General features: G+C 60.2%; 19 protein-coding genes. 5 read left to right on the top strand and 14 right to left on the bottom strand.

Features of this window, described 5'->3' with window-relative positions; translation table 11 throughout:
- Positions 1-201 precede the first annotated feature (201 nt).
- Positions 202-846 (top strand): uracil-DNA glycosylase, encoded by a 645-nt coding sequence (locus ACZYTC_RS05645; RefSeq protein WP_434956993.1) that lies wholly within the window; start codon positions 202-204, stop codon positions 844-846.
- A 32-nt stretch (positions 847-878) separates the two neighbouring features.
- Here the strand turns inward: ACZYTC_RS05645 and smpB are convergent, their stop codons facing one another.
- Both smpB and dapA read right to left on the bottom strand, forming a co-directional pair.
- On the bottom strand, positions 879-1,352 hold the full coding sequence (gene smpB / locus ACZYTC_RS05640) for an SsrA-binding protein SmpB (RefSeq protein ID WP_488989103.1): 474 nt from the start codon (positions 1,350-1,352) through the stop codon (positions 879-881).
- 134 nt (positions 1,353-1,486) lie between these two features.
- The gene (gene dapA, locus ACZYTC_RS05635) at positions 1,487-2,377 is read right to left on the bottom strand and encodes a 4-hydroxy-tetrahydrodipicolinate synthase (protein ID WP_441772283.1); all 891 of its coding nucleotides are present in this window, start codon (positions 2,375-2,377) and stop codon (positions 1,487-1,489) included.
- A gap of 509 nt (positions 2,378-2,886) precedes the next feature.
- On the opposite strand from dapA, the gene ACZYTC_RS05630 reads away from it, so the two are divergent.
- Entirely contained in the window at positions 2,887-4,965 is a 2,079-nt protein-coding gene (locus ACZYTC_RS05630) for a lytic transglycosylase domain-containing protein (RefSeq protein ID WP_488989102.1), read from the top strand.
- Between the two features lie 9 nt (positions 4,966-4,974).
- Here ACZYTC_RS05630 and ACZYTC_RS05625 read toward each other — a convergent pair whose 3' ends face one another.
- On the bottom strand, positions 4,975-6,165 hold the full coding sequence (locus ACZYTC_RS05625) for a porin (RefSeq protein WP_488989101.1): 1,191 nt from the start codon (positions 6,163-6,165) through the stop codon (positions 4,975-4,977).
- A gap of 297 nt (positions 6,166-6,462) precedes the next feature.
- On the opposite strand from ACZYTC_RS05625, the gene ACZYTC_RS05620 reads away from it, so the two are divergent.
- On the top strand, positions 6,463-8,133 hold the full coding sequence (locus ACZYTC_RS05620) for an ATP-grasp domain-containing protein (protein ID WP_488989100.1): 1,671 nt from the start codon (positions 6,463-6,465) through the stop codon (positions 8,131-8,133).
- A gap of 265 nt (positions 8,134-8,398) precedes the next feature.
- Here ACZYTC_RS05620 and ACZYTC_RS05615 read toward each other — a convergent pair whose 3' ends face one another.
- From ACZYTC_RS05615 to ACZYTC_RS05605, 3 genes are all read right to left on the bottom strand, one after another.
- Entirely contained in the window at positions 8,399-9,742 is a 1,344-nt protein-coding gene (locus tag ACZYTC_RS05615) for a porin (protein ID WP_488989099.1), read from the bottom strand.
- A 958-nt stretch (positions 9,743-10,700) separates the two neighbouring features.
- On the bottom strand, positions 10,701-12,011 hold the full coding sequence (locus ACZYTC_RS05610) for a porin (protein ID WP_488989098.1): 1,311 nt from the start codon (positions 12,009-12,011) through the stop codon (positions 10,701-10,703).
- A 796-nt stretch (positions 12,012-12,807) separates the two neighbouring features.
- The gene (locus ACZYTC_RS05605; protein WP_434957001.1) at positions 12,808-13,359 is read right to left on the bottom strand and encodes a glycosyltransferase family 2 protein; all 552 of its coding nucleotides are present in this window, start codon (positions 13,357-13,359) and stop codon (positions 12,808-12,810) included.
- Positions 13,360-13,452: 93 nt separating this feature from the next.
- Here ACZYTC_RS05605 and ACZYTC_RS05600 point away from each other — a divergent pair, with 93 nt between their 5' ends.
- Positions 13,453-13,641, top strand: coding sequence for a hypothetical protein (locus ACZYTC_RS05600; RefSeq protein ID WP_488989097.1), 189 nt, complete (start codon positions 13,453-13,455; stop codon positions 13,639-13,641).
- A 261-nt stretch (positions 13,642-13,902) separates the two neighbouring features.
- Here the strand turns inward: ACZYTC_RS05600 and ACZYTC_RS05595 are convergent, their stop codons facing one another.
- The 6 genes from ACZYTC_RS05595 to ACZYTC_RS05570 all read right to left on the bottom strand — a co-directional run bounded on the left by ACZYTC_RS05595 (position 13,903) and on the right by ACZYTC_RS05570 (position 21,713).
- On the bottom strand, positions 13,903-14,880 hold the full coding sequence (locus tag ACZYTC_RS05595) for a phosphotransferase (RefSeq protein WP_488989096.1): 978 nt from the start codon (positions 14,878-14,880) through the stop codon (positions 13,903-13,905).
- 21 nt (positions 14,881-14,901) lie between these two features.
- A complete protein-coding gene (locus tag ACZYTC_RS05590) occupies positions 14,902-16,068 on the bottom strand; it encodes an iron-containing alcohol dehydrogenase (RefSeq protein WP_441772290.1) in 1,167 nt (388 codons plus the stop codon).
- Between the two features lie 81 nt (positions 16,069-16,149).
- Positions 16,150-17,535, bottom strand: coding sequence for an aldehyde dehydrogenase family protein (locus tag ACZYTC_RS05585; RefSeq protein ID WP_488989095.1), 1,386 nt, complete (start codon positions 17,533-17,535; stop codon positions 16,150-16,152).
- 195 nt (positions 17,536-17,730) lie between these two features.
- Entirely contained in the window at positions 17,731-19,104 is a 1,374-nt protein-coding gene (locus tag ACZYTC_RS05580; RefSeq protein WP_434957006.1) for a glutamine synthetase family protein, read from the bottom strand.
- Between the two features lie 98 nt (positions 19,105-19,202).
- Entirely contained in the window at positions 19,203-20,795 is a 1,593-nt protein-coding gene (locus ACZYTC_RS05575; RefSeq protein ID WP_434957007.1) for an amino acid permease, read from the bottom strand.
- 114 nt (positions 20,796-20,909) lie between these two features.
- Positions 20,910-21,713 (bottom strand): N-formylglutamate amidohydrolase, encoded by an 804-nt coding sequence (locus tag ACZYTC_RS05570; protein WP_434957008.1) that lies wholly within the window; start codon positions 21,711-21,713, stop codon positions 20,910-20,912.
- A 119-nt stretch (positions 21,714-21,832) separates the two neighbouring features.
- On the opposite strand from ACZYTC_RS05570, the gene ACZYTC_RS05565 reads away from it, so the two are divergent.
- Positions 21,833-22,705 carry a MurR/RpiR family transcriptional regulator gene (locus ACZYTC_RS05565; RefSeq protein ID WP_434957009.1) on the top strand — a complete coding sequence of 291 codons (873 nt, stop codon included), beginning with the start codon at positions 21,833-21,835 and terminating at the stop codon, positions 22,703-22,705.
- 20 nt (positions 22,706-22,725) lie between these two features.
- On the opposite strand, the gene ACZYTC_RS05560 is transcribed toward ACZYTC_RS05565, so the two are convergent.
- Entirely contained in the window at positions 22,726-23,556 is an 831-nt protein-coding gene (locus ACZYTC_RS05560; protein ID WP_434957010.1) for a carbohydrate ABC transporter permease, read from the bottom strand.
- The gene (locus ACZYTC_RS05555) at positions 23,553-24,416 is read right to left on the bottom strand and encodes a carbohydrate ABC transporter permease (RefSeq protein WP_488989094.1); all 864 of its coding nucleotides are present in this window, start codon (positions 24,414-24,416) and stop codon (positions 23,553-23,555) included. Before ACZYTC_RS05555 ends, ACZYTC_RS05560 begins: the two co-directional genes overlap by 4 nt.
- Between the last annotated feature and the right edge of the window lie 133 nt (positions 24,417-24,549).

Raw genomic sequence — 24,549 nt, 5'->3', positions numbered from 1 at the left:
TGCCTCGAACGATCGGGTCGTTCTATTGACGGAGCCTTCACGACAGCTCCGTCCGAACCACTTTTCGTTCCAAGCAGATTTCTGTTGATCGGGCCACGGGCATGATCAACAGAAATCTGCAGGATATCAAACATTTGCAGAGTTTCCCGGCGAAGCCCGTCCGTGGGACTCGCCAGAAAACTCTGCTTAGGCCCAATATTCATGATCGCCAGCCAATTCCAAGAACCCGGACGCGATTGCCCGCTTTGCGAGAGGCTCGTCGCCTTTCGCCTGCAGGCGCGCGCCAAGCATCCCGATTGGCACAATGCCCCGGTTTCCAGTTTCGGTCCGGCCTCGGCCCGCCTGCTGATCGGCGGCCTGGCGCCCGGGCTCCAAGGCGCCAATCGCACCGGCAGGCCTTTTACGGGCGATTGGGCCGGCGATCTGCTTTACGAAACATTGGGCGATTTCGGCTTCGCCACCGGCACCTATGACGAGCGCCCCGATGACGGTCTCGAACTCGTCGATTGCCGCATCACCAATGCGGTGCGCTGCGTACCGCCCGAGAACAAGCCTGTTGGCAGCGAGATCGCCGCTTGCCGCCCCTTCCTGGCCAACACCGTGAAGGAAATGCCGAATCTCAAGGTGATATTGGCGCTGGGCAAGATCGGGCATGACAGCGTGGTCACGGCCCTCGGCCGCAGGCCCGCCCACTATCCTTTCGCCCACCATGCGCGCCATGAAATCGGCGGCCTGACGCTCGTCGATAGCTACCACTGCTCGCGCTACAACACTAATACAGGCCGCCTGACCACACCGATGTTCCGGGCGGTCTTCCAGACGATCCGAGATATTCTCGACCGCTGAAACCCGCCTTGCGGGGGTTTATCTTGTAGGCGTCAGCCCTTGTCCCGCAGCAGACGACCTTTTTCGCGCTGCCAATCGCGCTTCTTTTCCGTGTCCCGTTTGTCGCCCAAAGTTTTGCCGCGGGCGAGAGCAAGCTCGATCTTGGCCCTGCCCTGCTCATTGAAATAGAGCTTGGTCGGCACGATCGTCAGGCCGTCGCGCTGCACGGCACCGATCAGCTTGCTGATCTGGCGTTTATGCAAAAGTAGTTTGCGCGGACGCTTACGCTCATGGTTGAAGCGGTTGGCCTGCAGATATTCGGGAATGTCCGCGTTGAACAGCAGCAACTCGTCGCCCGACGGCCCAGCATAGGATTCGCCGATCGTTGCCTTGCCCAGGCGCAGCGATTTCACCTCCGTTCCGGCCAGCACGATCCCGGCCTCGAAGGTATCGATCAATTCATAATTGAACCGAGCCTTGCGGTTGTCGGCAACCAGCTTGCGAGCACTGTCCTTCTTGTCCGCCACGTCATCACCCAAAGAGAGCCTTCGAGCGAAACACTCGAAGCAGACTCTACCTTCTTGTTTTCGAAGCGTTTCCTGAGACAGGCAAGATACCCGTGCTTCAGATGGAGAGGCTTTATCTCCCCCGCTTCAACGTTTCAATTGAGCAGCCCGGCATGCACCATCGCCTGCTGGATCTGCGTACGCGCCACGTCCGTCACCGGCAGCAGCGGCAGGCGCACCTCTTCCTTGAGGCGCCCGAGCATGGCCAGACCGCATTTTGCTCCGGCGAGCCCCGGCTCCAGGAAGGTTGCCCCATGAAGTGGGATCAGACGGTCCTGAATTTCAAGGGCCGAGGCATAATCTCCACGCAGCGTCGCTTCCTGCAAGTCCGCGCACAGGCGCGGTGCGATGTTGGAAACCACCGAGATGCAGCCCTGCCCGCCTGCGGCGTTGAAGGCGAGCGCCGTCATGTCTTCACCGGAGAGCTGGATGAAATCAGCCCCGAGTTGCTGGCGCTGCTGCGACACACGGGCGAGATTGCCGGTGGCATCCTTCACCCCGACGATGTTCTTGAGTTCGTAGAGGCGCTTCATCGTCTCCACCGACATGTCGACCACCGAGCGCGGCGGGATGTTGTAGATGAAGATCGGAATGCCGATGGCGTCGTTGACCGCCTTGAAGTGCTGGTAGAGGCCTTCCTGCGTCGGCTTGTTGTAATAGGGCGTCACCACCAGCACGGCATCGGCGCCCGCCTTCTCGGCATGAACAGCCAGATCGATCGCCTCGACGGTGTTGTTCGAGCCGGCACCGGCAATCACGGGAACCCGGCCATTGGCCTGGGAGATGCAGATCTCCACCGCCTTGTGATGCTCGGCATGGCTGAGCGTCGGGCTTTCACCGGTGGTCCCCACTGGTACCAGACCGCTCGTCCCTTCGGCGATCTGCCAGTCGATCAGATCACGAAAACCTTTCTCGTCGATGGCGCCGTCGCGGAACGGCGTCACCAAAGCGGTGAGCGACCCTCTGAACTTTGCCTTCGACATCATCTCAACTCCACGATCCCTGGAGCAAAGCGCGTTCTGGTGGAACCGCACTTTTGCTCTCGCTCTTTGGTTCCAAGCCAATCCGGCCGATTGGCTTGAGCATCTTTGCGTCTCTTGGTGATTCCACCAAATCGCAAAGCGCTTTGCCGGATGGCCGCCTCGGTGCACGCGGCAGCCGGGCGCCAGACATATACGAGCCACCCGGTCACGAAAAGAGCATCGACGGCGATTTGCGGCCGAAAACACCCCGTTTCAACGGGATGATCTTCGCATCGCTCTGGTTAATGGAATGAGTCGGGCCTTCATTGCCGCTTTTTAAGGCAGCAGCCGCGAATCCGCCGCCTTCGGGCCTTGAAAATCACCTTTTCCTCGTGCCTCACTGATGGCGAGAATGCGGCATTCCAACGTCGTCATTCACGCTTCGTCAATCAGAGGACGCGACAATCGCCAAACCGGATCACCTGGCAAATCAGGTCATCTGGATTGGCGTGGCGGCAATGCTCTTGCGGTTCATGACGGGTACATCCCTCTTCGTGGCGGTGCTGACCGGCGCTCTTGCCGCGCCGGTCACGCGCCCGGGCGATGCCACCCTCAAGCCTCCCTCCCGCACCGTGGCTCTGCGTACGGATGCCGATACCGCGACGACCTCGACGCGTTCCGACACGGAAATCACCGGCTCCATCATCGTCCCCTCGCCGCTGGTGAACCAGCTCGACACCCTGCGCCAGGCGATCACGGCCTATGAAAGCAGCGACCGCTCTGGCGGCGACAGCCTCGCCCGTTCGCTGACCGATCCGGCCAGCCAGGCCGCGGCGGAGTGGATCGCCATCCGCAGCGCCGCACGCCATATCGGCCTCACCCGAATCAAGGCCTTCCTCGCCGCTTATCCAAGTTGGCCCGGTAACGGCCTGATCCGCCGGCGCGGCGAAGAGGCTCTTTACAATGAGAAGGCCGACGCCGACACGGTGCGAGCCTTCTTTGCCTCGTCCCAGCCAGAGACCGACGAAGGCAAGGTCGCTCTTGCCGCCGTGCTGCAGCGCGACGGCAACCAGGACGGAGCCACAGCCCTCATTCGCGACGCCTATCGCAATGACAGCCTGTCGGGTCAGCTCGAAGGCGATATCCTGCGCGACTACGGCGCCCTTCTTTCACCAGCGGACCACAAATATCGGGCCGATCGTCTGATCTATGATGGCAATTATGACGATGGCTTGCGTGTCGCGGCCCGTGCCGATCCGGCTGCGGTGACGCTTGCCAAGCTGCGCATTGCCGTCGCCAGGCAACCCAAGAACGCCGGCGCCCTGCTGGCTGCCAACGTGTCGACCGACCCGGCCTACATCTTTGCCCGTATCTCCTATCTCAGGCGCCAGAAGAAGCCGCGCGATGCCGCCACCCTGTTGCTGAAAGCACCGCGCGACGCCGCTGCGCTGGTGCGCCCCGACCAGTGGTGGACGGAACGTCGCCTGGTGGCTCGCGCCTTGCTCGATCAAGGGGATGCGCGGACTGCCTATGCGGTCGTTGCCGGCTATACCGCCGAGAGCGATACGACCCGGATGGAAGCCGAGTTCCATTGCGGCTGGATCGCCCTGCGCTTCCTGAACGACCCTCGCAGTGCGGCCCGGCATTTTGCCAATCTGAGCGCCGAATCCCAGCGGCCGATTTCAGTTGCGCGCGGCGCCTATTGGCAGGGCCGCGCCGCCGAAACGGCCGGCGACAAGGCCGGGGCGACGGGGTTCTACCAGGCGGCCGCGCGCTATCCGATCACCTATTATGGCCAGATCGCCCGGGCGCGCCTGGGCATGCGTACGCTCGACCTGAACGCTCTGCCCGAAGCCACGCCGGCCAGCCGCGCAGCCTTCGACGAACTTCTGGCGGTGCGTGCCATCAATCAGCTCTACACGCTCGGCAAGCGAGACTACGCTCGCATCCTGGTTGCCGATATGGGCCGACAGCTCCAGGACAGCCAGCAATTGGCCCTGCTCGGCCAGATCGCTCTCGACAATCTCGATGCCAAGACGGCACTCACGGTCGGCAAGTCGGCGACGCAGCGCGGCCTGCCCCTCGATGCGATCGCCTTTCCGATCGGCGCCATTCCCGGCTTCGAGAGTTCCGGCACGGTCGAACGGGCTGTCGTTTACGGCATCGCCCGGCAGGAAAGCGAATTCGGCCATGAGGTGGTCAGCACGGCCGGCGCCCGCGGGCTGATGCAGGTGATGCCTTCGACCGCCAAGGCAACCGCGCGTTTGGCCGGAATCGCTTTCGACGCCAAGAAGCTGACCAGCGATCCGGTCTATAATGCGCGTTTGGGGGAGGCCCATCTGGGTGATCTGATCGGCCGCTTCCGGGGCTCCTACGTCATGACCTTCGCCGCCTATAATGCCGGCCCGGGCAAGGTGGCCGACTGGGTAAAGGCTTATGGCGATCCGCGCGACCCCAAGGTTGATCCGATCGACTGGGTGGAGCGCATCCCCTACACCGAGACACGCAACTACGTGCAGCGCGTGCTGGAGAATGTGCAGGTCTATCGCTCGCGCCTCGATACCAAGAGCATTTTGCTGATCGAAGCCGACATGCGCGGCAAGAGCCGTTAGGATCGAACCTCAAAAGGTGCGTCGAATTCGCATCACGCCCGTCCAGCCCCTCACCTCTTCCTCATAGGGGAAGAAATCCTGTCCGCCCTTGGCCCGATAGGATGAATAGAAGGCTTCCAGGCCAAAGGAGAGACCGCGGGTGACCGTGTAGACGGCATTGCCTCCGGCAATCCAGCCCCTGACATCGGGCGCCGCTGGATTGACAAAATCCCGCGTGGTCGCGCCGCTATAGTCGAGATAGGAACCGAGCAGATTCAACGTCAGCGCCGGGGTGACGTTCATGCCCACCTCGCCGGTAACAGTCCAGCCACGGCCGAGATCCTTGCGCCCGCTGAAATTCTCATAAGCGGCATCGATCTGCTGCCAGCCGAGATAAGAGGAAGCACCATCGGCATAGGTCCCCTCCACTACGACATGCGCACCGGAGCGTATCGGCAGGTTGAGACCGAATGCACCGCCGACGGCATAGCCATAGTCCGATCCGCTGATCTGCGGTGGCCCGGGATAGCGGATCTGATGGGCGGCGCCAAATACGGCCAGTGTGCCCCAATCGCGGTCGAGGCGGAGATTGCCGACGAAATCGGGCATTGCAGTTCCTCCCGCCGGGCGCCGATCGGGAAAACCGAAGAAGTTCAGCACATCGCTGCGCGTGCCGCGTGCATCCTCGAGCGCCAGTGTTGCCGAGAAACCGCCGCCGAATTCCTGCGTATAGGCGATGAGGTTGGTGGTGGCGGCATAGCCGAAATACGGCTGCAGGAGATCGTTGCCATAGTCGAGGTCATAGATGCCGAAGAAACTATGGGCATAGCCGGCCGTCAGCCCACCAAACTGCAGAAAGGCCTTGTCGACCACGAATTCCGTCTTCGCCCCCGGACCGACATAGGCATCCGTGAGGAAGAAAGAGCGCAGCAGGCCGTAATCGGTCTCGGTGCGGGCATCGAAGCCGATCTGGCCGCGCGTGGTGAATCCGGTGAAGTCATCCTCACGGGTTCTCTGACGGGTGATGACATAGTCCGCCCGCACTTCGCCGCTGATTTTGACGCAGGTATCGCTGCCCGGAAGTTGCCAGAAGCCCACGCCCATGGCGACACAGGCCTGAAGATAGCTGTCCGGCGCACCCTTGCCGGCCGGCAGATCCTGCGCATGGGCGATACAAGCCCCCATCAATGCGCCGGCAAGGCCAATCGCCGCTGCCTTCATCGCTCTCCCCCAAGGTGACGACTCCACGCTCCAGCCGCACAACCTTTGGCTGCAGAGTGCGGCAAAAGCCGAGGCAACTCAATGAAATGCCGCAGGTCGGACCTCCGCAGACCGACTATTGAGAAGACGCGTTGCAAAAAGAGCACGCCGCAACGTCAACCTCATCCTGCCTGAAATCGCGTTAGAAGGTCGTGACGTGGCGCAGTCAATTCAGCCTTCCACACGTCGAAACAGTTTCGTTTGGCTGAAACCCTCATTACGTTGGGAGGGAAGTACCGCACAACCAGAGGTTCCTTGATGTCGACCCCTTTTCAGGCCAGCCGGGACCATGCCGTCGGGCTGCATCGCAATGGACACATTGACCAGGCGATGTCCGCTTATGAGGAACTTCTGAAGCAACAGCCCGACAGCGCCGATCTTCTAGGCCTTCTCGGTGTGGCCAACGAGCATATCGGTCGCCTCGACCGGGCTGAGAGCCTGCTGCGGCAGAGCCTAGGAGACAGGACATCGGTTCCCCTCGCTTATCGCAATCTCAACAACCTGCTCGGTCTTCTGATCGAATCCGATCGGCTGGAGGCGGCGAAATGCGCGGCCGAAGATTATTTACCCGGCACCTGGCCGTCCGGGCGCAGACCAGACACCATCGAGCAGGGTACGATCGTCAGCCTGGTCAGTGCCCTGAAGGATCTCGGTCTCGCCGAGCAGGCTCTCGCTACGGGCTTTCCTTTTCTCCCCATTCTGGAGCAGGACGTCGACTTCGGCCTGCTGATCGCCGAAATGCTGCACGACGCCGGCCGGAACGATGAAGCCTTTGCCGCGCTTGATCGGGATTTCGGTCCAGGAGAGGAGCTGCCGAACCTGCATGCGGTTCGTGCCGCACTTGCCTATGAGCGCCATGATCGTGCCGCCTGCGACCAAAGCAGTCAGCGCTTCGTTGCCAGCATGCCCATCCTGCTCGCCGAGGCCGCCCCCTGCCAGCAATTTGTGCTCGCCGTATTCAACCCCTCGCCTGAACTCATCGTTGATTTCCGCGAGCCTCACGGCCACCATTACAGCGGCAACTTCCCGTCGCAATTGGCACAGGCCTTCGCCGATCGTTTCCGCTTCCTCTCCATCCTGGCAGAATCCCCCACCGCCAACGACGCGTTGCGCGGCATGCCACGCCCGGCTCTGGCAATCAACAATGTCGTCAATGCCGAACAATTGATGGTAGAGGACACGCTACAGCGTGTGAGCACCTTCGAGGACAGCCTCGGCGTCAAGGTGATCAATCATCCAAGGCTTGCCGTACAAGCAACGCGCCAGAAGAATTCCGAACGCTTCGCCAATATCCCCGGCATCATTATTCCGAAGGTCTACCGCTATCGCAGCAACAGGGAGCAGAGGCCCGCGCTGATCGAGGATATCGAAAGTCGCTGCGGCTATCCGGTCATCATTCGCACCGTCTTCCAGCAGATGGGTCAGGGAACCTGGCGCATCGACGATCGACAGGGCCTTTGTGAAGCCCTGAGCAAGCTGGAGGGTCTGCAATTTTACGCCATCACCTATATCCAGACCCGCCATGCCAACGGCAGGTTCCGCGCATTGCGGGCGGCTTTTGTCGACAAACAGCCCCTCATCGTCCGCGCCGACTTTAGCGCCCATTGGAACGTACGCGCCCGTCGAGCCTCCGGGCAGCAGGCCTTCTATGGTGAGAACCCGGATCTGTTGGAGACTGCCAATCGTATCGTCCTCGATCCAGAACCAGAACTGGGAGCGAATATCTATGGCAAACTTCGAACGATTGCAGAAAGGATACCGCTCGAGATTTTTGGTATGGATTTCGATCTCACGGAAGAGGGTAATCTGCTGATTTTCGAGATCAACGCGACAATGAATCTGCTTTCGACCGCACCTTCCGGACTTGAATATCCGCCGGAGAGCGAGAAAAAACTCTTGCGTTACATAGAGGGATTTTTCTTTCAGTAGAAAGCGTGAAATTTATGCTTTGCACAGTTATAAAAAAACAACACTAGGACACGCTATCTCCAACAACTGAAAATACTCAACGAAAATATAAATTTTAGCTATAAAATATACTATTTCGCTCAAATAAATAGAACAGACCTTGAATTGGGTAAGCGTTATCGCATTATTCTCACGCCTCAATCCAGCCAGCGTGGTTGCGGCGGTAACCAACAAAAAACCCAGCTGCTTGCGCAGCCGGGTCTTTTTTGTGAATGATCGAAAACGATCAGAACACGCGCTTCAGACGGACACCAGCCTGCCAGATATTGGCCTTGTCGCTACGGATCGCCGTCGTCGGCTCCGCGGCGGTACCAGCCACGAAGAGGCCATTGTCGACCTTGACGTGGGTATAGGAAACTTCACCAGCAATCGTCAGGCCCTTAACGATCGTGTAAGTCAGATTACCCGCGACCGAATATTCCTGGACCTTGAAGTCCTGTCCCACAGCGAACGCATCGCCATACTTGGTGTCGATATAGCTACCAACCAGGTTGGCGTTCAACACGGGCGTGATGTTGCCGCCGAGTTCGGCCACGATCGACCAACCCTTGCCACGCTCGAAATTAACGCCAGCGCGGGCGTCTCGGTAGACATCCGTTGTTCCAAGTACCGTGTTGTCGGCTCCGAGATAGTGCGTGGCGCCGTCAGCGTACTGACCTTCAACGACGAAGTGGCCGCCATCGATTGCCGGGATCTTAATCAGCAGGGTACCACCAGCAGCGAAGCCGTACTGGTTTTTGTGCGGCCCGGGGACCACGTTGCCAAAGCTATCAAGGGTGTCGCCGGTACGGCTCTGATGCGCTGCAGCCTGCACTGCGAGCGAACCCCAGCTAGAATCATAGCGAAGCTGGCCAACAACATCCGGAACCTGCTGGCCGCCCGAAACGAAGCCGTTGATGGTGGCGCCGGAGCGATGGTCGCGCCCATCTTCGATCGACAGCGTGGCGCTGAAGCCGCCACCGAACTGGGCGGTGTAGGCGAGCAGGTTAACCGTGCTCGATTCTGCATAATAGGGCGCCCAGATGGTGTCGCCGTACTCGTTGTCGTAGAAGCCGAAGAACGAGTGGGCATAACCAGCCGTCAGGCCACCGAACTGGATGAAGGCCTTGTCGATGCTGAACCGGTTTCCGTTATAAACGCCTCCGCGGCCCCCGCCACTGATCGGATGCGAGTCGGCATTGATTTGGAAATAAGAGCGCAGCAGGCCCCACTCGGTCTCGGTGCGGGCATCGAACCAGATTCGAGCCTGGGTATTGAATGCCGAGCGATCGTCGTTACGGTTAAACTTGCCTTTCGCAAGGCCACTGACAGATGTGTTCCCGTCGGTGGAAGTAACCCTGCGAGAACCGATCGAATCGCCGCCGAACACGCGGTAGTCGGCGCGGATTTCGCCGCCGATCTTGAGGCAGGTATCGCTGCCGGGGATGTAGAAGAAGCCGGGACCGAAGGCCGAGCAGACCTTCACATATTCAACGGCTTCACCCTTGGTCATGGGCAGATCGGCAGCCTGGGCAGTGCCGATGGCGGCAATACCAGCAGCGGCGCCGAGGAGAAGGGACTTCATCGTCATTAGATGACCTCCAAGACAGTTATTATTTGATCGAAAGCGCCGCTTGGTGCTTCGATCGACTCGCGAGACCCCGATCACACGTTAAACTTGCAATCTGGACACGACCCATCGAGTGAATCGTTGTCATGACATTGCTTTACTCCTCTAGGTTGCACAATAGCGATTGCACCCAACAACCTGGGGTCGTGACATTTTGGCAAAGCTGTGTAGCAAAAAGGACACACGCAGCATTTTCGCCACAATTTGGGCGGGTCTCGGCGAAAATTCGGGATTTTCCGGCGATATTCGCATTCGAATGACACAATTGCGCTTCACCAGGCGGGGCCTGGGTCTTGCTATCGGCTGGTGTCGCTTTCGGAAGTTCGAAGGAACGGCAATCGTTCTGTGCCCTATAGATCGGCGATTCCAATCTAATTCCGCCTTGAGAGCATCAATCTGGAATCGCCATCGTCGAGTCACCCCCCAGCGGTAACGCGTCTCCATTGACTTTCGCTTGGAAGAACGACTGGCGATGCGCCATCATTGAACGGGCAGGCGCCGGACTACATACAAAATGCGCAAGTCCACGGCCGCGGGAATGAAGAATTCGGAGTGCCCGCGAATGCCAGGTGCGATCGCAAAGCGGTACTCGGAGATGTTGCGAAGCCGGCGGCAAAGGCCTCGGGCAACACCTTCTTCCGACACGGACGGGCGAAACCCTCGATCCCGTCTCTGTATCCCCGCAGCTCATCCGAGAGTGCGATACCCCTCGCTATCGCTTTTTCTCGTACTTCTGATGCGCGCGACGACTCCCGAGGAAGCACTGGAACGGGGCTCGTACCATGACCGGCGGCAGGAATTTTGGCGGTCACAGGACATGAAATTGACCAATGCCGTAATCACAAGACAATGGCGTGTCTCGCCCATAAAAAAGGCCCGACTTTCGCCGGGCCTTCTCTCGAATATTCGAACTGAGTGATCAGAACTGGCGCGTGATGCGCATGCCGGCCAGCCAGTTGTTGTAGCTGTCGCGACCTGCCAGCTTCGGATTGTCAGAAACAATTCCACCGTGGTCGGTTTTGCCGTGGGTATAGCCAACTTCACCAGCCACCTTCAGGCCCTTGACGATCGTGTAGGTCAAGTTGCCGCTGACGGTGAACTCCTTGATGCCATAATCACCCAGGCCGGAGAACCTATCAAACGAGGTGTCGATATAGCTGCCGACCAGCACGGCCTGCAATTGCGGCGTGATGTGACCGCCCAATTCGCCGGTGATCGACCAGCCCTTGCCCGAATCAACCCGCCCCGCAGCGTTCACATAGCGGTCTGACTGAGCGAGGAAGGTGTTGTTAGCACCCAGATAATCCAAAGCTCCGTCGGCATACTGGCCTTCCACGACGAACCAGCCATCGATCGCGGGGATCTTGATCAAGCCGGTGGCGCCAACGGCATAGCCGTACTTGTTGCTACGTCGAACGACAACCGGAGTCTCAACCGCTGGATCACCAGGATTAACACCGGGAACGAGGACCGAGTAGTTCTCCCCCGAGCGGGATTGATGGCCAGCCGCCTGCACGGCGAGCGAACCCCACGACTGATCCCAACGCAGTTGGGCAACGACATCAGGAACCTGCTGACCGCCTGCCCGGTAGCCATACAGCGTACCGTTGACGTCAACCGGCGTCGACGTACCATCAACGCGATGATCGCGACCGTCTTCAATCGACAGAGTGGCGCTGAAGCCACCACCAAACTGGGCGGTGTAAGCGAGCAGGTTAACGGTCTTGGTCTGGCCGTAGTAGTTACCCTCGAGGGTATCGCCGTATTCGTTGTCGTAGAAGCCGAAGAACGAATGGGCATAACCAGCCGTCAGGCCACCGAACTGGATGAAAGCCTTGTCGATGGTGAAGTCGTTGCGCTTGCCATCACCACCACCACGGCCGGTCAACCGGTTGGAGTCGGCATTGATCTGGAAATAGGAACGCAGCAGACCCCAATCGGTCTCGGTGCGAGCATCGAACCAGACGCGGGCCTGGGTGTCGAAAGCCGAACGATTATCGTTGCGGCCATAGCCCGTACCGCCGAAAGCGTAGTACTTCGCACGGATTTCACCACCGATCTTCAGGCAGGTGTCGGTGCCGGGGATATAGAAGAAGCCCGGACCGAAGGCCGAGCAGACCTTCACATATTCAACGGCTTCGCCCTTGGTCATGGGCAGATCGGCGGCCTGGGCAGCGCCGATGGCGGCGATACCGGCGGCGGCGCCGAGAAGAACTGACTTCATCGTCATGAGATGACCTCCAAGACATTTTTACTCGGTCGGTAGACTTGACCTCTCCGACCGGCTCGCGAGACCCCGGCCCCAACCTCTGGCGGCGGCCCGGAGACGACCCATTGCGTGAATCGTTGGATGTGACAGTGCGGCAGGGAGGTGCTTTTCACAATCTCAAATTGCCACAATTGAGCGTATTCACATCGCTTTGCGTAATACATGTCACCCAAAAGACACAGGAGCGCCACATGTGGAGAGTCTACATAGAGGAATTTCAATTCTTGGTTGTATTTAATTTCCAAAATCAACCGCAAATTTCAGAAATCCGCCGAACAGCTTTTATATTGAAAACACCAAGAACTACACGTATAGGTTTGGTTGCTAAAAATACAAAAATTATTACTTAAAGTTGATAAAAATATATATTACAACTTTTAAGAGCGTCGATCATCAAGCCAAACAAAAGGCGTGCTCGATCTCGCCAGATAGGATGGCATGATGAAGCCTGGGATGGGGTGTTTCGGCTGAGATATTCGGCGCTGAAATGCAATGATCGTCGCCGCAGTCGCTTGAAGAACCTGGTGGCGCAAACGCAGCGCTAAATGCGACCGGTAAGGCCACCGCCAACTTGAGGCCCATCGCAGATGGCAATCTGCCCGCGCCTTTCCGAACGACGATCTTGTATTCGAAGGGGCATCACTGCTGCGCCGCCCTGCTTATCAGCGCGATGGTTTCAGGGCTCGAACGCTATAGTGCCAACGCCATGAGCCGGATGGGGAGAAGGCATGCCACCAGCCTCGGCGTGTTTTTAGGCTCAAGCCTCGCCTTGGCTCAGGGCCCGTCGCCGCAGATCCAAGGTTTCAGCGAGATTGCCGCGATAGGAATGGTGGCCGTTGTGGCGGATCGTTGCCGTGGTATCGACCCACAACTCGCCGCCACATTCGCGCCATCGGTCGCAAAACGCATAATCCTCGCCAACCGCCTCGCCATTCACCACCGGGATGTTGAACAGCGGAAACAAGCGAAACGGGACGTTATGGTAGAAGTAGCCTTCGTCCCTATAGTGTGCGGCCATGGTCTCGAGCATGTCGCGGCGGCAGAGCATGGCCCCCGCCCCCACTCTGACGGCGCGCGCAAACCCGTTGCGCATGTCGAGCCGCCCCTGTCCCGTCAATGCCGTCGGGTCCTCGAAGACCACGTTCCAGCGCGACGTGACGGCATGAAAATCATCGAGATCGCGAGCGAAAACCTTGCTGGTCTTCTCATTGTCATAGCCCTTCGAGACATAGGGCGCCGCTGTGAAGGGCTTGTCGTGGAGTTGGCTGAACTGCAGCAAGCGCCCGATCGTCTTGGGCGACACCTCCATATCGGAATCCAGACACAGGAGATAATCGCCCCGTTTTTCCAGGAAATAGCTGACGACCGCGTTCCGTGCATGCTCTAGGTGGGGAATGCCGGATTGACCGAGAAAGTCGACCTCGATCTTTCGCTCTTTCAAATCCAGCGCAATGCCGAGAAAGGAGCGCACAGCATCGATATCGACAAAACGGTTTCCGCATACGCAAGCGATAAGGACACTGGCTCTTTTCATCTCAACACCGAACAAGTAATTATTTCAATACAGCTCAAATATTTAAATTTACAATGATCGATCAACCCAGAGTTGCATAAGCAATTAGATCGATATTAATCGTAAAAAGGTCAGAATCGCCGATCTACTTGAGATAATAACTGACGAAATCCACCACGTGCAACATAGGCGTAGCCACGCGACTAGCGTCTCACTTAAAATTGAAATGATGTGAACACTCAAATCTCTCGGTGAACTATCATCGTACCTATCGTATCGACCTCAATAGTCTTTGGGCGCTGGAGCCTCACCAGGCTCGTTCCATCGTTTGATAGATCTTCAGATCGGAGCGGCAGCTGCGTTCACCCGCCCTTCGTTGATCGATATGTAGTCATCGAGCTTGCCCGGCTGATCGGCCACCAACCCATCCTGGGCATAGCCCCAGAATAGGTCACGCATGGCTGCAGCGAGCCGCATGGCAGCAAAGTCTTCTCCATCGCTGTGCGTGGGTGCATGGCCGAGCCAGTCGGCCAAGCCGATCTCAATGGCCTCATCCCCCAGGCCGGCATTGTTGACGAGGCTGGCGAGATCGACGAGAGGTTGGCCATACCCCGCATATTCCCAATCGAGCAGCCAAAGGCGCTTGCCATCATCGATGATGTTATCGCCATGAACATCATTGTGGGCAAAGCCGGATGGCAACAGCTCCAACCGCGCGCGCAGGCGTTCGACAAGCGGCCGGTAGCGATCAATGGCTTGCTGCCAGCGATTGGGCTCTGCTGCGAGACGTTTGGCATAACCGGTGAGGAGCGCAATCGGGCTCCGGTCTCGCCGCGCCCCATCATAGCGAGCGGGCATCTCCCGACGGACCCGGCCCAGCAAAGCCAGGCTCCGGCGAAGCTTAGCAGCACCGGCAAGATCGGCCGAACGAAGCGTTTTTCCATCAACGTATCGCAGGATCATCAATCCTGGCTCCGCCCAAACGAGTTCCGGGCCGAGCCCGCATTCGGCCGCCGCCCGCGTCGCCGCCTGTTCGGCCGCGCGATCGATGTCATGCGCAGCATTGTCATCGGAGATGCGCGCAACGAAGCGGCCCGTCCTCGCGGTAATCAGCAGATTGCGGTTGGTCAGGCCACCGGTCATGGCCTCGATGGCGACGGAACCGCCCCACAAGGGCAAGGCTGCAAGGCGATCCTGATAGTGGCGCATAGCTGGCATCGTGCAATCGAACGTGGCGTTCCGATCGATGACCGACACGCCACGTTTTCGGCTCCGGCATCGTGTTGCTTTTGCCAAAACTGGCACCCGCTCTTGCACGACACCCTAGAGCAGTACGCTCTAAAGAGCACCCTCCAGTGTCTTGCGATAGAGTTTCAGCGCACCGGCCTTGGTGAGCGTGACGGGATTGCCGCCGGCGGTCGGATCCTTCGGGGCCATCTTCGACATCAGGTCGAATTTCTGGTCGTCGACCTTGAGGCCCGCGAGCGTATGCGGCACGCCGAGTTCCTCGCGCAACGCCAGCGTCCAGTCGAGAAATGCCGCATAGCGTGGCTTCAATCCGATATAGGCCGCCAGCCGCTCGATCTTCTCCTTCACCGCTTTTTTGTTGAAGGCGATGACATAGGGCATGAACACCGCATTGGTCAGGCCGTGATGGGTGTCGTAGAGCGCCCCGACCGGATGGGAGAGCGCATGGATGGCGCCAAGGCCCTTCTGGAAGGCGGTGGCGCCGATGGCCGCGGCCGACATCATGTGGGCCCGGGCTTCGAGATCCGTGCCGTCCTTGTAGGCGCGCGGCAGGAATTCCTTGACCAGGCGCACGCCCTCGACCGCCATGCCTTCAGCCATCGGATGGTAGAAGGGCGAGCAATAGGCTTCCAGGCAGTGTGCCAGCGCATCGAGCCCGGTGCCGGCGGTGATGTGCTTGGGCATGCCGACGGTGAGTTCGGGATCGCAGATCACCACCTTGGGCATCATCAGGGGATGGAAGATCACCTTCTTGGTGTGGGTCTTTTCCTGGGTGATCACCCCTGCCCGGCCGACTTCCGAGCCGGTGCCGGCCGTGGTCGGCACGGCCACGATCGGCACGATGCCGTTGGGATCGGCCCGGGTCCACCAGTCGCCGATGTCCTCGAAGTCCCACATCGGCCGCTTCTGGCCCGCCATGAAGGCGATGACCTTGCCGGCGTCGAGCCCGGAGCCACCACCGAAGGCGACGACGCCGTCATGTCCGCCCTTACGCAGGACTTCCAGGCCTGCATAGACGTTGGACTCGATCGGGTTGGGCTTCACGTCCGAAAAGATGGCGGCATGCAGCCCGGCCGCCTTGAGGCTTTCCAGCGCATCCTTGGTCATTTTCTGGGTGGCGAGGAAAGGATCCGTCACCAGCAGCGGCGCGGTGATGCCGGCGCTCTTGCAGGCTTCTGCCAGTTCCGAGATGCGGCCGGCGCCGAAGCGGATGGCGGTGGGGTAGCTCCAATTGGCGCGGGGAGAGGTCGTGGTCATGGTTGGGTTCCGAAAATGGGGGCGGGTCTTCAGACCCGCTATGGGCGTTGTGAAGGCGGGTCTGAAGACCCGCCCCCCAATTCACAGGCTACGCAGGTGATAGCTCTTGGGTTGGGTCAGCGAGTCGTAACCAAGCCGTGACAAGCCCGTACCGCGGCCGGTATCCTTCACGCCGGTCCAGGTCAGGCCGGGATCGAGATAGTCGCAGCGGTTCATGAAGATGGTGCCCGTCTCGATCTCCCCGCCGATGCGCTCGGCTGCATCGAGATCCTGGGTCCAGATCGCGGCCGTGAGGCCATAGGGCGAGTCGTTCATCAGAGCGATCGCCTCTTCGTCCGACTTCACCTTCATGATGCCGACGACTGGGCCGAAGCTTTCTTCCATCATCACGGACATGGAATGGTCGACATTGGTGAGGATCTGCGGGGCGAGATAGGCCGTGCCGGCCACGTCAGCCGCAAATTTCGACGTATCGATGTGAGCCTTGGCTCCCTTGGCGAGGGCTTCGGCCGTCTGCTTGCGCACCCAGTCGGCAAAGCGGACATTGGCCATCGGGCCGAGCGTCGTCGTCTCCTCGAGCGGGTTGCCGAGCACATATTGGCTGGTGAGATTGGTAAAGCCGTCGACGAAGCGGTCGTAATGGCTCTCGTGCACATAGATGCGCTCGATGCCGCAGCAGCACTGGCCCGAATTGAAGAACGCGCCGTCCACCAGGTTTTCGATGGCATGCTCTACATTGGCGTCGGCCCGCACATAGGCTGGGTCCTTGCCGCCGAGTTCGAGTGCAAGCGTCATGAAAGTGCCGGCAGCCGCCTTCTCGATGGCCCGCCCGCCCGCGACCGAGCCGGTGAAATTGGTGTGGTCGACCAGTCCCTTGGCCAGGATGTCGCTGGTCTGCTCGTGGGTGAGCACCAGATTCTGGAACACGCCCTTGGGCAGGCCGGCGGCATCCATCGCCTTCTGGAAGCGCTCGCCGACCAGTATGGTCTGCGCCGCATGCTTGAGGATCACGGCGTTGCCGGCGATCAGGGCTGGGGCGACCGTGTTGACCGCTGTCATGAACGGGTAGTTCCAGGGCGCCACCACGAAGACCACGCCGAGCGGCTCGCGCTTGATCATGCGCTTGAAGCCGGGACGGTCGTCGTCCGGAATGGTCGGAGCCAGACTGTCCTTAGCAATGCGTGCCATATAGCGCACGCGCTCCTCGAAACCGCGGAATTCGCCGCCATAGCGCACCGGCCGACCCATCTGCTGGGCAAGTTCCGGCACCACTTCCTGGTTCATCGCCAGCATGGCGTCGAGGAACTTCAGGACATAGGCGCTACGCTCCTCGATGGAGAGCCGGCGCCATTCCTTCTGGGCCTTGCGGGCCGCGGCCAGGGCCGCGTCGATCTCGGCAGCACTGGCGGCCGTGCGACGTACCAGCTCCTTGCCGTCGATGGGAGAGATACAGACGATATCGGACATGATTGAGAACCTCGGACGGCTTGGCGCACCGTCATTGCGAGCGCAGCGAAGCAAGCCGGCTTCGCCCCGCATGAAGAACCGAGTTGCTTCGCCGAGCCAATCCGGCCGATTGGTAGGGCTCGCGACGACGAAACATCCCTGTAATACGCAGAAATGATCACGGGTCGACCCGGGCCATTCCCTTTGTGATCACATCTAGATGATTTCGAAATAGCGTTCCAGCTGCCAATCCGAAATCGTGCGGCGGAATTCACGCTCCTCCCACTCGCGCGTCGCGGCGTAGTGTTCGACGAAGGCATCGCCGAACAGCGAACGCGCCGCCTTGGAGGCCTTCAGGCGCTGAGCCGCGTCCCAGAGCGAGCGTGGCAAATGGCGCGCCTTGGGGAATTTCTTATCGTAGGCCGAGCCCTCGACCGGCGCATCGGGCTCGATGCGGTTTTCGATGCCCCACAGGCCCGAGCCGATCGCCGCGGCCAGGGCGATGTAAGGATTGATGTCGGCGGCAGCCACGCGATACTCGACCCGCTGGGATTTTTCCGAGCCGGGAATGACGCGCAAGGCGCAGGTGCGGTTCTCCACGCCCCAGCTCGCATCCGTCGGTGCCCAGAAGCCCGGGATCAGGCGGGTATAGGAGTTCACCGTGCAGGCAATCATCGCCAGCAATTCGGGCATAAGCGCCTGCTGGCCGCCGACGAACCAACGCATCTCGTCCGACATCGCATGTGGCTTGGAGGGGTCGTGGAATATCCCCTTGCCGGTCTTGAGATCCGAGAGTGAGGCATGCAGATGCCCGGACTGGCCCGGCCAGTCATGCGACCACTTGGCCATGAAGGTGGCCATCCAGCCGCGCTTCTGCGCGAGGATCTTGGTGTAGGTCTTGAACAGCGCGGCCTTGTCGGCCATGGCCAGGGCTTCGTCGACCTTGAGTGCCGCTTCGAGCACGCCAGGGCCGGTTTCGGTGTGCAGGCCTTCGATCTCCATGTCCATATCGCGGCACATCTGCAGGAGATCCTGGTAGAAATCGGCATGCACGCCGGCCCGCAGCATGGAGTAGCCAAAAAAGCCCGGCGTAATGTTCTTCAGATTGCGGAAGCGCTTCTCGCGCACGCTATGGGGCGTTTCGTCGAAGACGAAGAACTCAAACTCCGCCGCAGCGGAGACCTTGTAACCCATGTCGGCGGCGCGCTTGAGCACCCGACGCAGCGTGCCGCGCGGACAATAGGCCTCCGCCTCGCCGGCGAACTCGCCGATGAAGAGCGGCATGCCGTCTTCGAGCGGGATGACGCGCATGGTTTCAGGCAGGAACCGGGCCTCGGCGTCGCGATAGCCATTGTGCCAGCCGGCGAAACTGGTGTTGTCGTAGAGCTGATCGTTCGAATCCCAGCCCAACACCACATTGCAGAAGCCGAAGCCCTTTTCGAGGGTACTCTCGAATTTCTCGCGAGCCATGTATTTGCCGCGGAAGACGCCGTCTATGTCGAAGACACCGACTTTCACATCGGAAAATCCGTGCTCACGCACATAGGCGATCGCCTCGGCTGCATTGGTTGGTCTCGCTGGGTTCGCCATGATCCGCTAGTTCCGTCTCTCTAGGTCTGTTCTTGGTGGATGGTTCAATGCCCTGGAATGGCCGGCCCCGGCGACACCGGGGCCGGCCGTCGTCACGATCAGGAGCTCTGACCGACGGCCTTTTCGGCTTCTGCGATCTCGCTGGCCCGCTTGGCGATGTCACCACCGATTGGCGGTCCCTTGAACCGGCGCGCCTCGATGCCGAACCACAACACCAGCAGCAGCACCAGCAAGCCGATGGCATAGTTGATCAAGATGTCAAAGGGCGGCTGGATGCCGGCATACATCAGGACGAGCACGCCGAGCACGGCGATCACGCCGAGAGGCTTGGACCAGATACCGAGGCGGAAGGGGCCGAACTCGGTCCAGGTCTTGCCCTCCGCAAGCAATCCGGCTGCGATCGGCATCGCATAGGAGACATAGAGGAACAGCGCGCAGCCCGCCGCCAGGGCCGCGAAGGCGGGCGAATAGAGCGTGGCGGCAATCGAGAGCACCGCTCCGAGCCAGATCGCTGCCACAGGCGTGCGCCAGGTCGGGCTCACGCCCTTCCAGATGCCGGAAGCCGGCAGGCCGCCGTCACGGGCAAAGGCATAGATCATGCGCGAGGTCGAAGTCAGACCGGCCAGGGCGCAGATGAAATTGGCCAGCACGATGCCGATGGCCAGCACATCCTTGAGCAAGCCCGGCGCGGGCAGGTTGTTGAACAAATTGAACCAGCCTGCGCCCCCGTCCTTGGCGGTCTGGGCCAGGTCGGGGCTGGCCAGTACGAAGGATACTGCCATGGCAAAACCGAATACCAGCGACCAGAACACCGAATGGATCATGCCGCGCGGCACCGCGACGCGGGCATTCTGAGTTTCCTCGGAGGTGTGCGCAGAGGCATCGAACCCGGTGATGGTGTAGAGTGGATAGAGCAGGCCGACCAGGAAAGCGATAAAGGCGGGCCGTGCTTCAGGCACATAGTTGCCACCCGGATCACCCGTGTTGTTCACGAAAGTGGTGAGACGCGAGAAGTCCCAGCCGGCTCCCCAACCCAGGAAGGTCAGCGTCAGCACCACGGCAATCACCAGAATGAGATAGCCCGAAAAGTCAGTCAGCAGCGTAGTGAGCTTGATGCCGAAATGGTTGATCAAGGCCTGGGCCAGCGTGATCAGGCAGACAGCAACGACCTGTGCGGCATAGGCGGAATTGTTGATCGCCGTTGCCTGTTCGGCCGTCATACCTGATGGCAACGGGTCCGTGGTCACGGCGGTCCACGCCGTTACGTCGACATGGAAGACGCCCGACAGCACCAGATCCCTGAAGAGCAGCCAGACGCCGACATTGACCGAGGCGACCACGAAGATCAGGCCGAGCAGGTTGATCCACGCCGTTGCCCAACCCCAGCCGCGCCCACCGAGGATCGAGGACCAGTGATAGAGACCGCCCGCCGTCGGGTAAGCCGAACCGATCTGCCCGAGACAGGCGGCGACCACGAGGGCGAATACGCCGCCGATGACCCAGCCGATCGTCGCTTCGAAGCCAGAACCGGTCCCCATCGCCAGCGGAAACGAGGTGATGCCGCCTGCGAGGATGCAGATGATGGAAAAGGAGATCGCAAAATTCGAAAAACCGCCCATGCGGCGCGCCAATTCCTGCGCGTAGCCCATGGAATGGAGGACTTTGACGTCCTCGTCAGTCGATCCGCTCATAGAAAGTCCCCCGACTTATGGTCCAGGATCGGTCGACATTGGACCGATAGACATTGGACCGATGGATGTTACCTTTCACGCAGCTATCGTTTTCGGCCGGTCGTTCCGGCTCTCTCATTTTGGCGAATCGCCTTCCGGCAGGCCGATCCGCTTCAGGATGGTAGCAAGTTTCATGCCCCATTCTTCCTGCTGATTCGGCGCTGCCAGAAGATCGTTGCGGATTTCGATCATCACGCTGGGAAGGCCTTGGCTTTGGCCATGGCGATCGAGCGTGTGATAGACGCGGTCTCCCGGGCTGTAGGGCTCATTGACCCCGACCACCAGACTCGGATCTTCGCGCAGGGCGGCGACCATCGGCGCGGACAGGCTCTCGTCGCGGTCGAAGAGAATGCCGACATGCCAGGGGCGCCGGGTGCCGTTATAGACCGGGGTGAAGCTGTGAATGCCGATGACAGCCACCGGTCCGGCCAGTCGCTTGGCCGACACGACGTCGGCAACCTCGGCGTGGAAAGGCTCGTAGACCTCGCGAACCCGCCGTGCCCGCTCCGCATCGCTGACATCCGTATTGCCAGGAATGACAGTGCCCTCGCTCCTGAGCGTGATGGCATCGAATACCGCAGGGTCGCGGTTGCAATCGATCACGAGGCGACTGACGGCACAGGACACCAGCGGCGCATCGAGTTCGCGCGCCATCACACGCGCCACGCCAAGGGCACCCGGATCCCAGGCGATATGGCGCTGCAGGTCGGCATCGGACAGGCCGAGCTGGCCATATCGCGCAGGAACGAAGTTGGATGCGTGCTCACAAACGAGGACGTGAGCTCCCCTGCCCCGACCATTATCCAGGATAGCGGTTTCGGGCTGGGTTTCCCCATCCGAGGTTCCTCTAGCGGCTCTCTCGGTGAGCGATTCTAACATTCATTACGTCCGAGCTTATTTTTGTATTGAGTGTTATTTTGAGTACAGCCGTAGCCGACTTGTCAATTGTGAAAATTGTGTCCACCTTCCACTCTCGCTTTTCCAGAGGGAGTCGCCTGATGACCAAACGCCCGGACACGGCGACCACGGCAAGCGATGAGACCTTGGCGACGACCATCCGCAGCAGGCTCGGTTCGCTGACCCCTACCGAGCGGCGCGCCGCCCATGTTCTTTTGTCGAACTACCCGTTCGCGGGCCTTGAGACCGTTGCGCAATTTGCCTCTCGAGCCGGTATTTCGGCGCCCTCGATCCTGCGCTTCATCGCCCGGCTCGGCTTCGGGGCCTATGCCGATTTCCAACGTCATCTGAAGGACGAACTTGAGGCGCAGTTGCAGTCGCCGCTGATGAAGCAGGCACCGGAACAAGCGAATACAACGCCGTTCTCCGCCTTCGCTGCCGCCGTGGTCGCCAACATTACACACAGCTTCGAGGCCATGGCGCCGACCGAGTTCGACGCGATTCTCGCTATCATCGTCGACACCAAGCGTCGGCTGCATATCGTCGGGGGGCGCCTCACGGAAGCCGTGGCGCTCTATACCGTGCGCCATCTCAGGGTCATCCGTCCCGACGTCACGCTGGTCGAGGGACAGGCGGCAACCTGGCGTGACCAGGTCATCGATTTCGGAAAGCGCGACGTCCTGATCGTCTTCGACATCAGGCGCTACCAGGACGATGTGATCCTCCTAGCGCAGGAAGCCTCCGAGCGCGGCGCCACCATCGTGCTGTTCACCGACCAGTGGCTGTCGCCGATCGCCCGCTTTGCGCGCCATGTCATTTCCGCACGCACGGGCGTGCCGTCGAACTGGGATTCGAACGCGGCGATCCTGGCCATCATAGAAGCCCTGATGGCGGCGGCCACCAAGACGCTATGGGACCTTTCCAAGGCCCGCATGGAGGCCCTGGAGGTCCTGCGCAAGAACGCACCGCGATAAGCGTCTTGGCGGGGCCACGCTTATCCCTTGACGGCTCCGGCGGTCAGGGAGCGGCCGATATAGCGATAGGCCAGCAGGCTCATGAGCAATGGCGGCAGCACGGAAAGGATCATCACCGCCGCCGCCGTGCCCCATTGTACCCCACCTCCGCTTGCCGCGAAGAAGAACGAGGCTCCGACGGTGATCGGCACGGCGCTCTGTGTCGTCAGCATCAAGCCGAACAGGAACTCGTTCCAGGCATAGATGAAAGCGAGGATTGCAGAGGAAGCCATCGCCGGCGCTGTCAGGGGCAGCACCACCCGCCACAGCACATAGAACGTGCTGGCGCCATCGACCAGAGCCGCCTCCTCGATCTCGAGCGGCAGGTCCCTGATGGCATTGGCGATCAGCACCAGCACCAAGGGCAGGTTGACGAGGCAGAGGATCAAGGCGAGCCCGAAACGGGTATCGAGCAGTGCAAGACGCTGATAGATCAGATAGATCGGGATGGAGAAGATAATCAGCGGAATGGCACGTAGATTGGTCACCCCGGGCAGCAGCCAGCGCTGCCCGACGCCATGGCGCACGATGGCGTAGGCTGCCGGAAAACTGAGCACGATCGCGAACAAGGAGCCCAGAGAGGCGGCAATCAAGCTGTTGACGAGATAATGCGTGATGTCGAAGCGATCGGAGATCTCCAGCACCTTGGCGAAATTCTCCAGCGTCGGCGCCTCGATCAGCAGAGACGGGTTCTCGGCGATTTCCGCTTCGCTCTTGAACGCGGCGATCAGGGTGGCGATCAGCGGAAAATTCAGGGCGAAGGCCGCGACGAGAAAGACGATCCAGCGCAGGATGGTGAGAAGCCGTGTCATGCGCGCCGCTCCGCCAGCGTCATCAGCCCAGCCACCACGACATAGGACATCACGAGCAGGATCAACGAGGCAGCGACGGCAACCCCGATGTTGCTGCCACGGAAGAAGGCTTCGTAGATATAGATGCTGATGGTGGTCGTGCTGCCGCCGGAACCGCTGCCGGTGAGCACATAGACATTGTCGAAGACCCGGAAACTGTCGATGAAGCGGAAGAAGAAGGTGATGGCGATGGCCGGCGCCATATAGGGCAGGTCGATCCAGCGCAGCCGGCGGAAATAGCCGGCACCGTCAATGGCCGCCGCCTCCCTGATTTCGAGGGGGATCGACTGGTAGGCCGAATAGAGGATCAGCAGGGCAAAGGGCGTCCACTGCAGGACCTCGATGGTGACGAGCGTGGCGAAGGCATTGTCCGGGCTGAGGAAAGCCGGGCTGTCCCCGGTGAAAAGCAGGAAATAATAGGGGATCACGCCGACGAACTCCTGCAGCACCAGGCGATACATCAGGCCGACCAAGGCCGGGGCCAGCATCATCGGCAGCATCAGAGCCGCCATCAGCCAGGGCCGCTTAGCCAGGAGCGGGCTGAGAAAGATGGCAAGGAACAGGCCGAGCAGGATTTGCGCAATCGAGGCGGCAACAGCGAACTTCAGCGAGAAACCCATGGCCCTCCAGAACGCGCCATCCTGGAGCACGTTGACGAAATTGCCAAAGCCCTGCAGGCTCGGACTGCGGAGGGTTTCGAAGGTCACCTTCGAGAGCGAGTAGACGATGTCGATGCAAAGCGGCAGCGCCACCAAAAAGATCAGGAATCCGGTGATCGGTGCGATGAGCAGATAGGGTGTCTTGCTCTTGGCGAGCGCCATCAGGCTATCTCCGGGCAGGAGCCGCTCGATAGGGCGGCCGTAACGGCAGGCGGCATGCAAGAGCCCTCCGCCTGTTGCGGCCGCCTTGCCCCACCCGCACAGAGTTCTCATGCGGAACGATGACCAAAGCCAC

It is taken from the genome of Labrys sp. F242, from assembly GCF_057813875.1.
Note: the sequence above shows the minus strand (reverse complement) of the source record. Positions and strands in the feature narration are given on the sequence as shown.

Excerpts from the sequence above, each read along its gene's own strand:
- ACZYTC_RS05645 (WP_434956993.1), top strand. The coding sequence starts at position 202 with ATGATCGCCAGCCAATTCCAAGAACCCGGACGCGATTGCCCGCTTTGC.
- dapA (WP_441772283.1), bottom strand. The coding sequence starts at position 2,377 with ATGATGTCGAAGGCAAAGTTCAGAGGGTCGCTCACCGCTTTGGTGACG.
- ACZYTC_RS05630 (WP_488989102.1), top strand. The coding sequence starts at position 2,887 with ATGACGGGTACATCCCTCTTCGTGGCGGTGCTGACCGGCGCTCTTGCC.
- ACZYTC_RS05625 (WP_488989101.1), bottom strand. The coding sequence starts at position 6,165 with ATGAAGGCAGCGGCGATTGGCCTTGCCGGCGCATTGATGGGGGCTTGT.
- ACZYTC_RS05620 (WP_488989100.1), top strand. The coding sequence starts at position 6,463 with ATGTCGACCCCTTTTCAGGCCAGCCGGGACCATGCCGTCGGGCTGCAT.
- ACZYTC_RS05615 (WP_488989099.1), bottom strand. The coding sequence starts at position 9,742 with ATGACGATGAAGTCCCTTCTCCTCGGCGCCGCTGCTGGTATTGCCGCC.
- ACZYTC_RS05610 (WP_488989098.1), bottom strand. The coding sequence starts at position 12,011 with ATGACGATGAAGTCAGTTCTTCTCGGCGCCGCCGCCGGTATCGCCGCC.
- ACZYTC_RS05605 (WP_434957001.1), bottom strand. The coding sequence starts at position 13,359 with ATGGAGGTGTCGCCCAAGACGATCGGGCGCTTGCTGCAGTTCAGCCAA.
- ACZYTC_RS05590 (WP_441772290.1), bottom strand. The coding sequence starts at position 16,068 with ATGACCACGACCTCTCCCCGCGCCAATTGGAGCTACCCCACCGCCATC.
- ACZYTC_RS05585 (WP_488989095.1), bottom strand. The coding sequence starts at position 17,535 with ATGTCCGATATCGTCTGTATCTCTCCCATCGACGGCAAGGAGCTGGTA.
- ACZYTC_RS05580 (WP_434957006.1), bottom strand. The coding sequence starts at position 19,104 with ATGGCGAACCCAGCGAGACCAACCAATGCAGCCGAGGCGATCGCCTAT.
- ACZYTC_RS05575 (WP_434957007.1), bottom strand. The coding sequence starts at position 20,795 with ATGAGCGGATCGACTGACGAGGACGTCAAAGTCCTCCATTCCATGGGC.
- ACZYTC_RS05570 (WP_434957008.1), bottom strand. The coding sequence starts at position 21,713 with ATGTTAGAATCGCTCACCGAGAGAGCCGCTAGAGGAACCTCGGATGGG.
- ACZYTC_RS05565 (WP_434957009.1), top strand. The coding sequence starts at position 21,833 with ATGACCAAACGCCCGGACACGGCGACCACGGCAAGCGATGAGACCTTG.
- ACZYTC_RS05560 (WP_434957010.1), bottom strand. The coding sequence starts at position 23,556 with ATGACACGGCTTCTCACCATCCTGCGCTGGATCGTCTTTCTCGTCGCG.
- ACZYTC_RS05555 (WP_488989094.1), bottom strand. The coding sequence starts at position 24,416 with ATGGCGCTCGCCAAGAGCAAGACACCCTATCTGCTCATCGCACCGATC.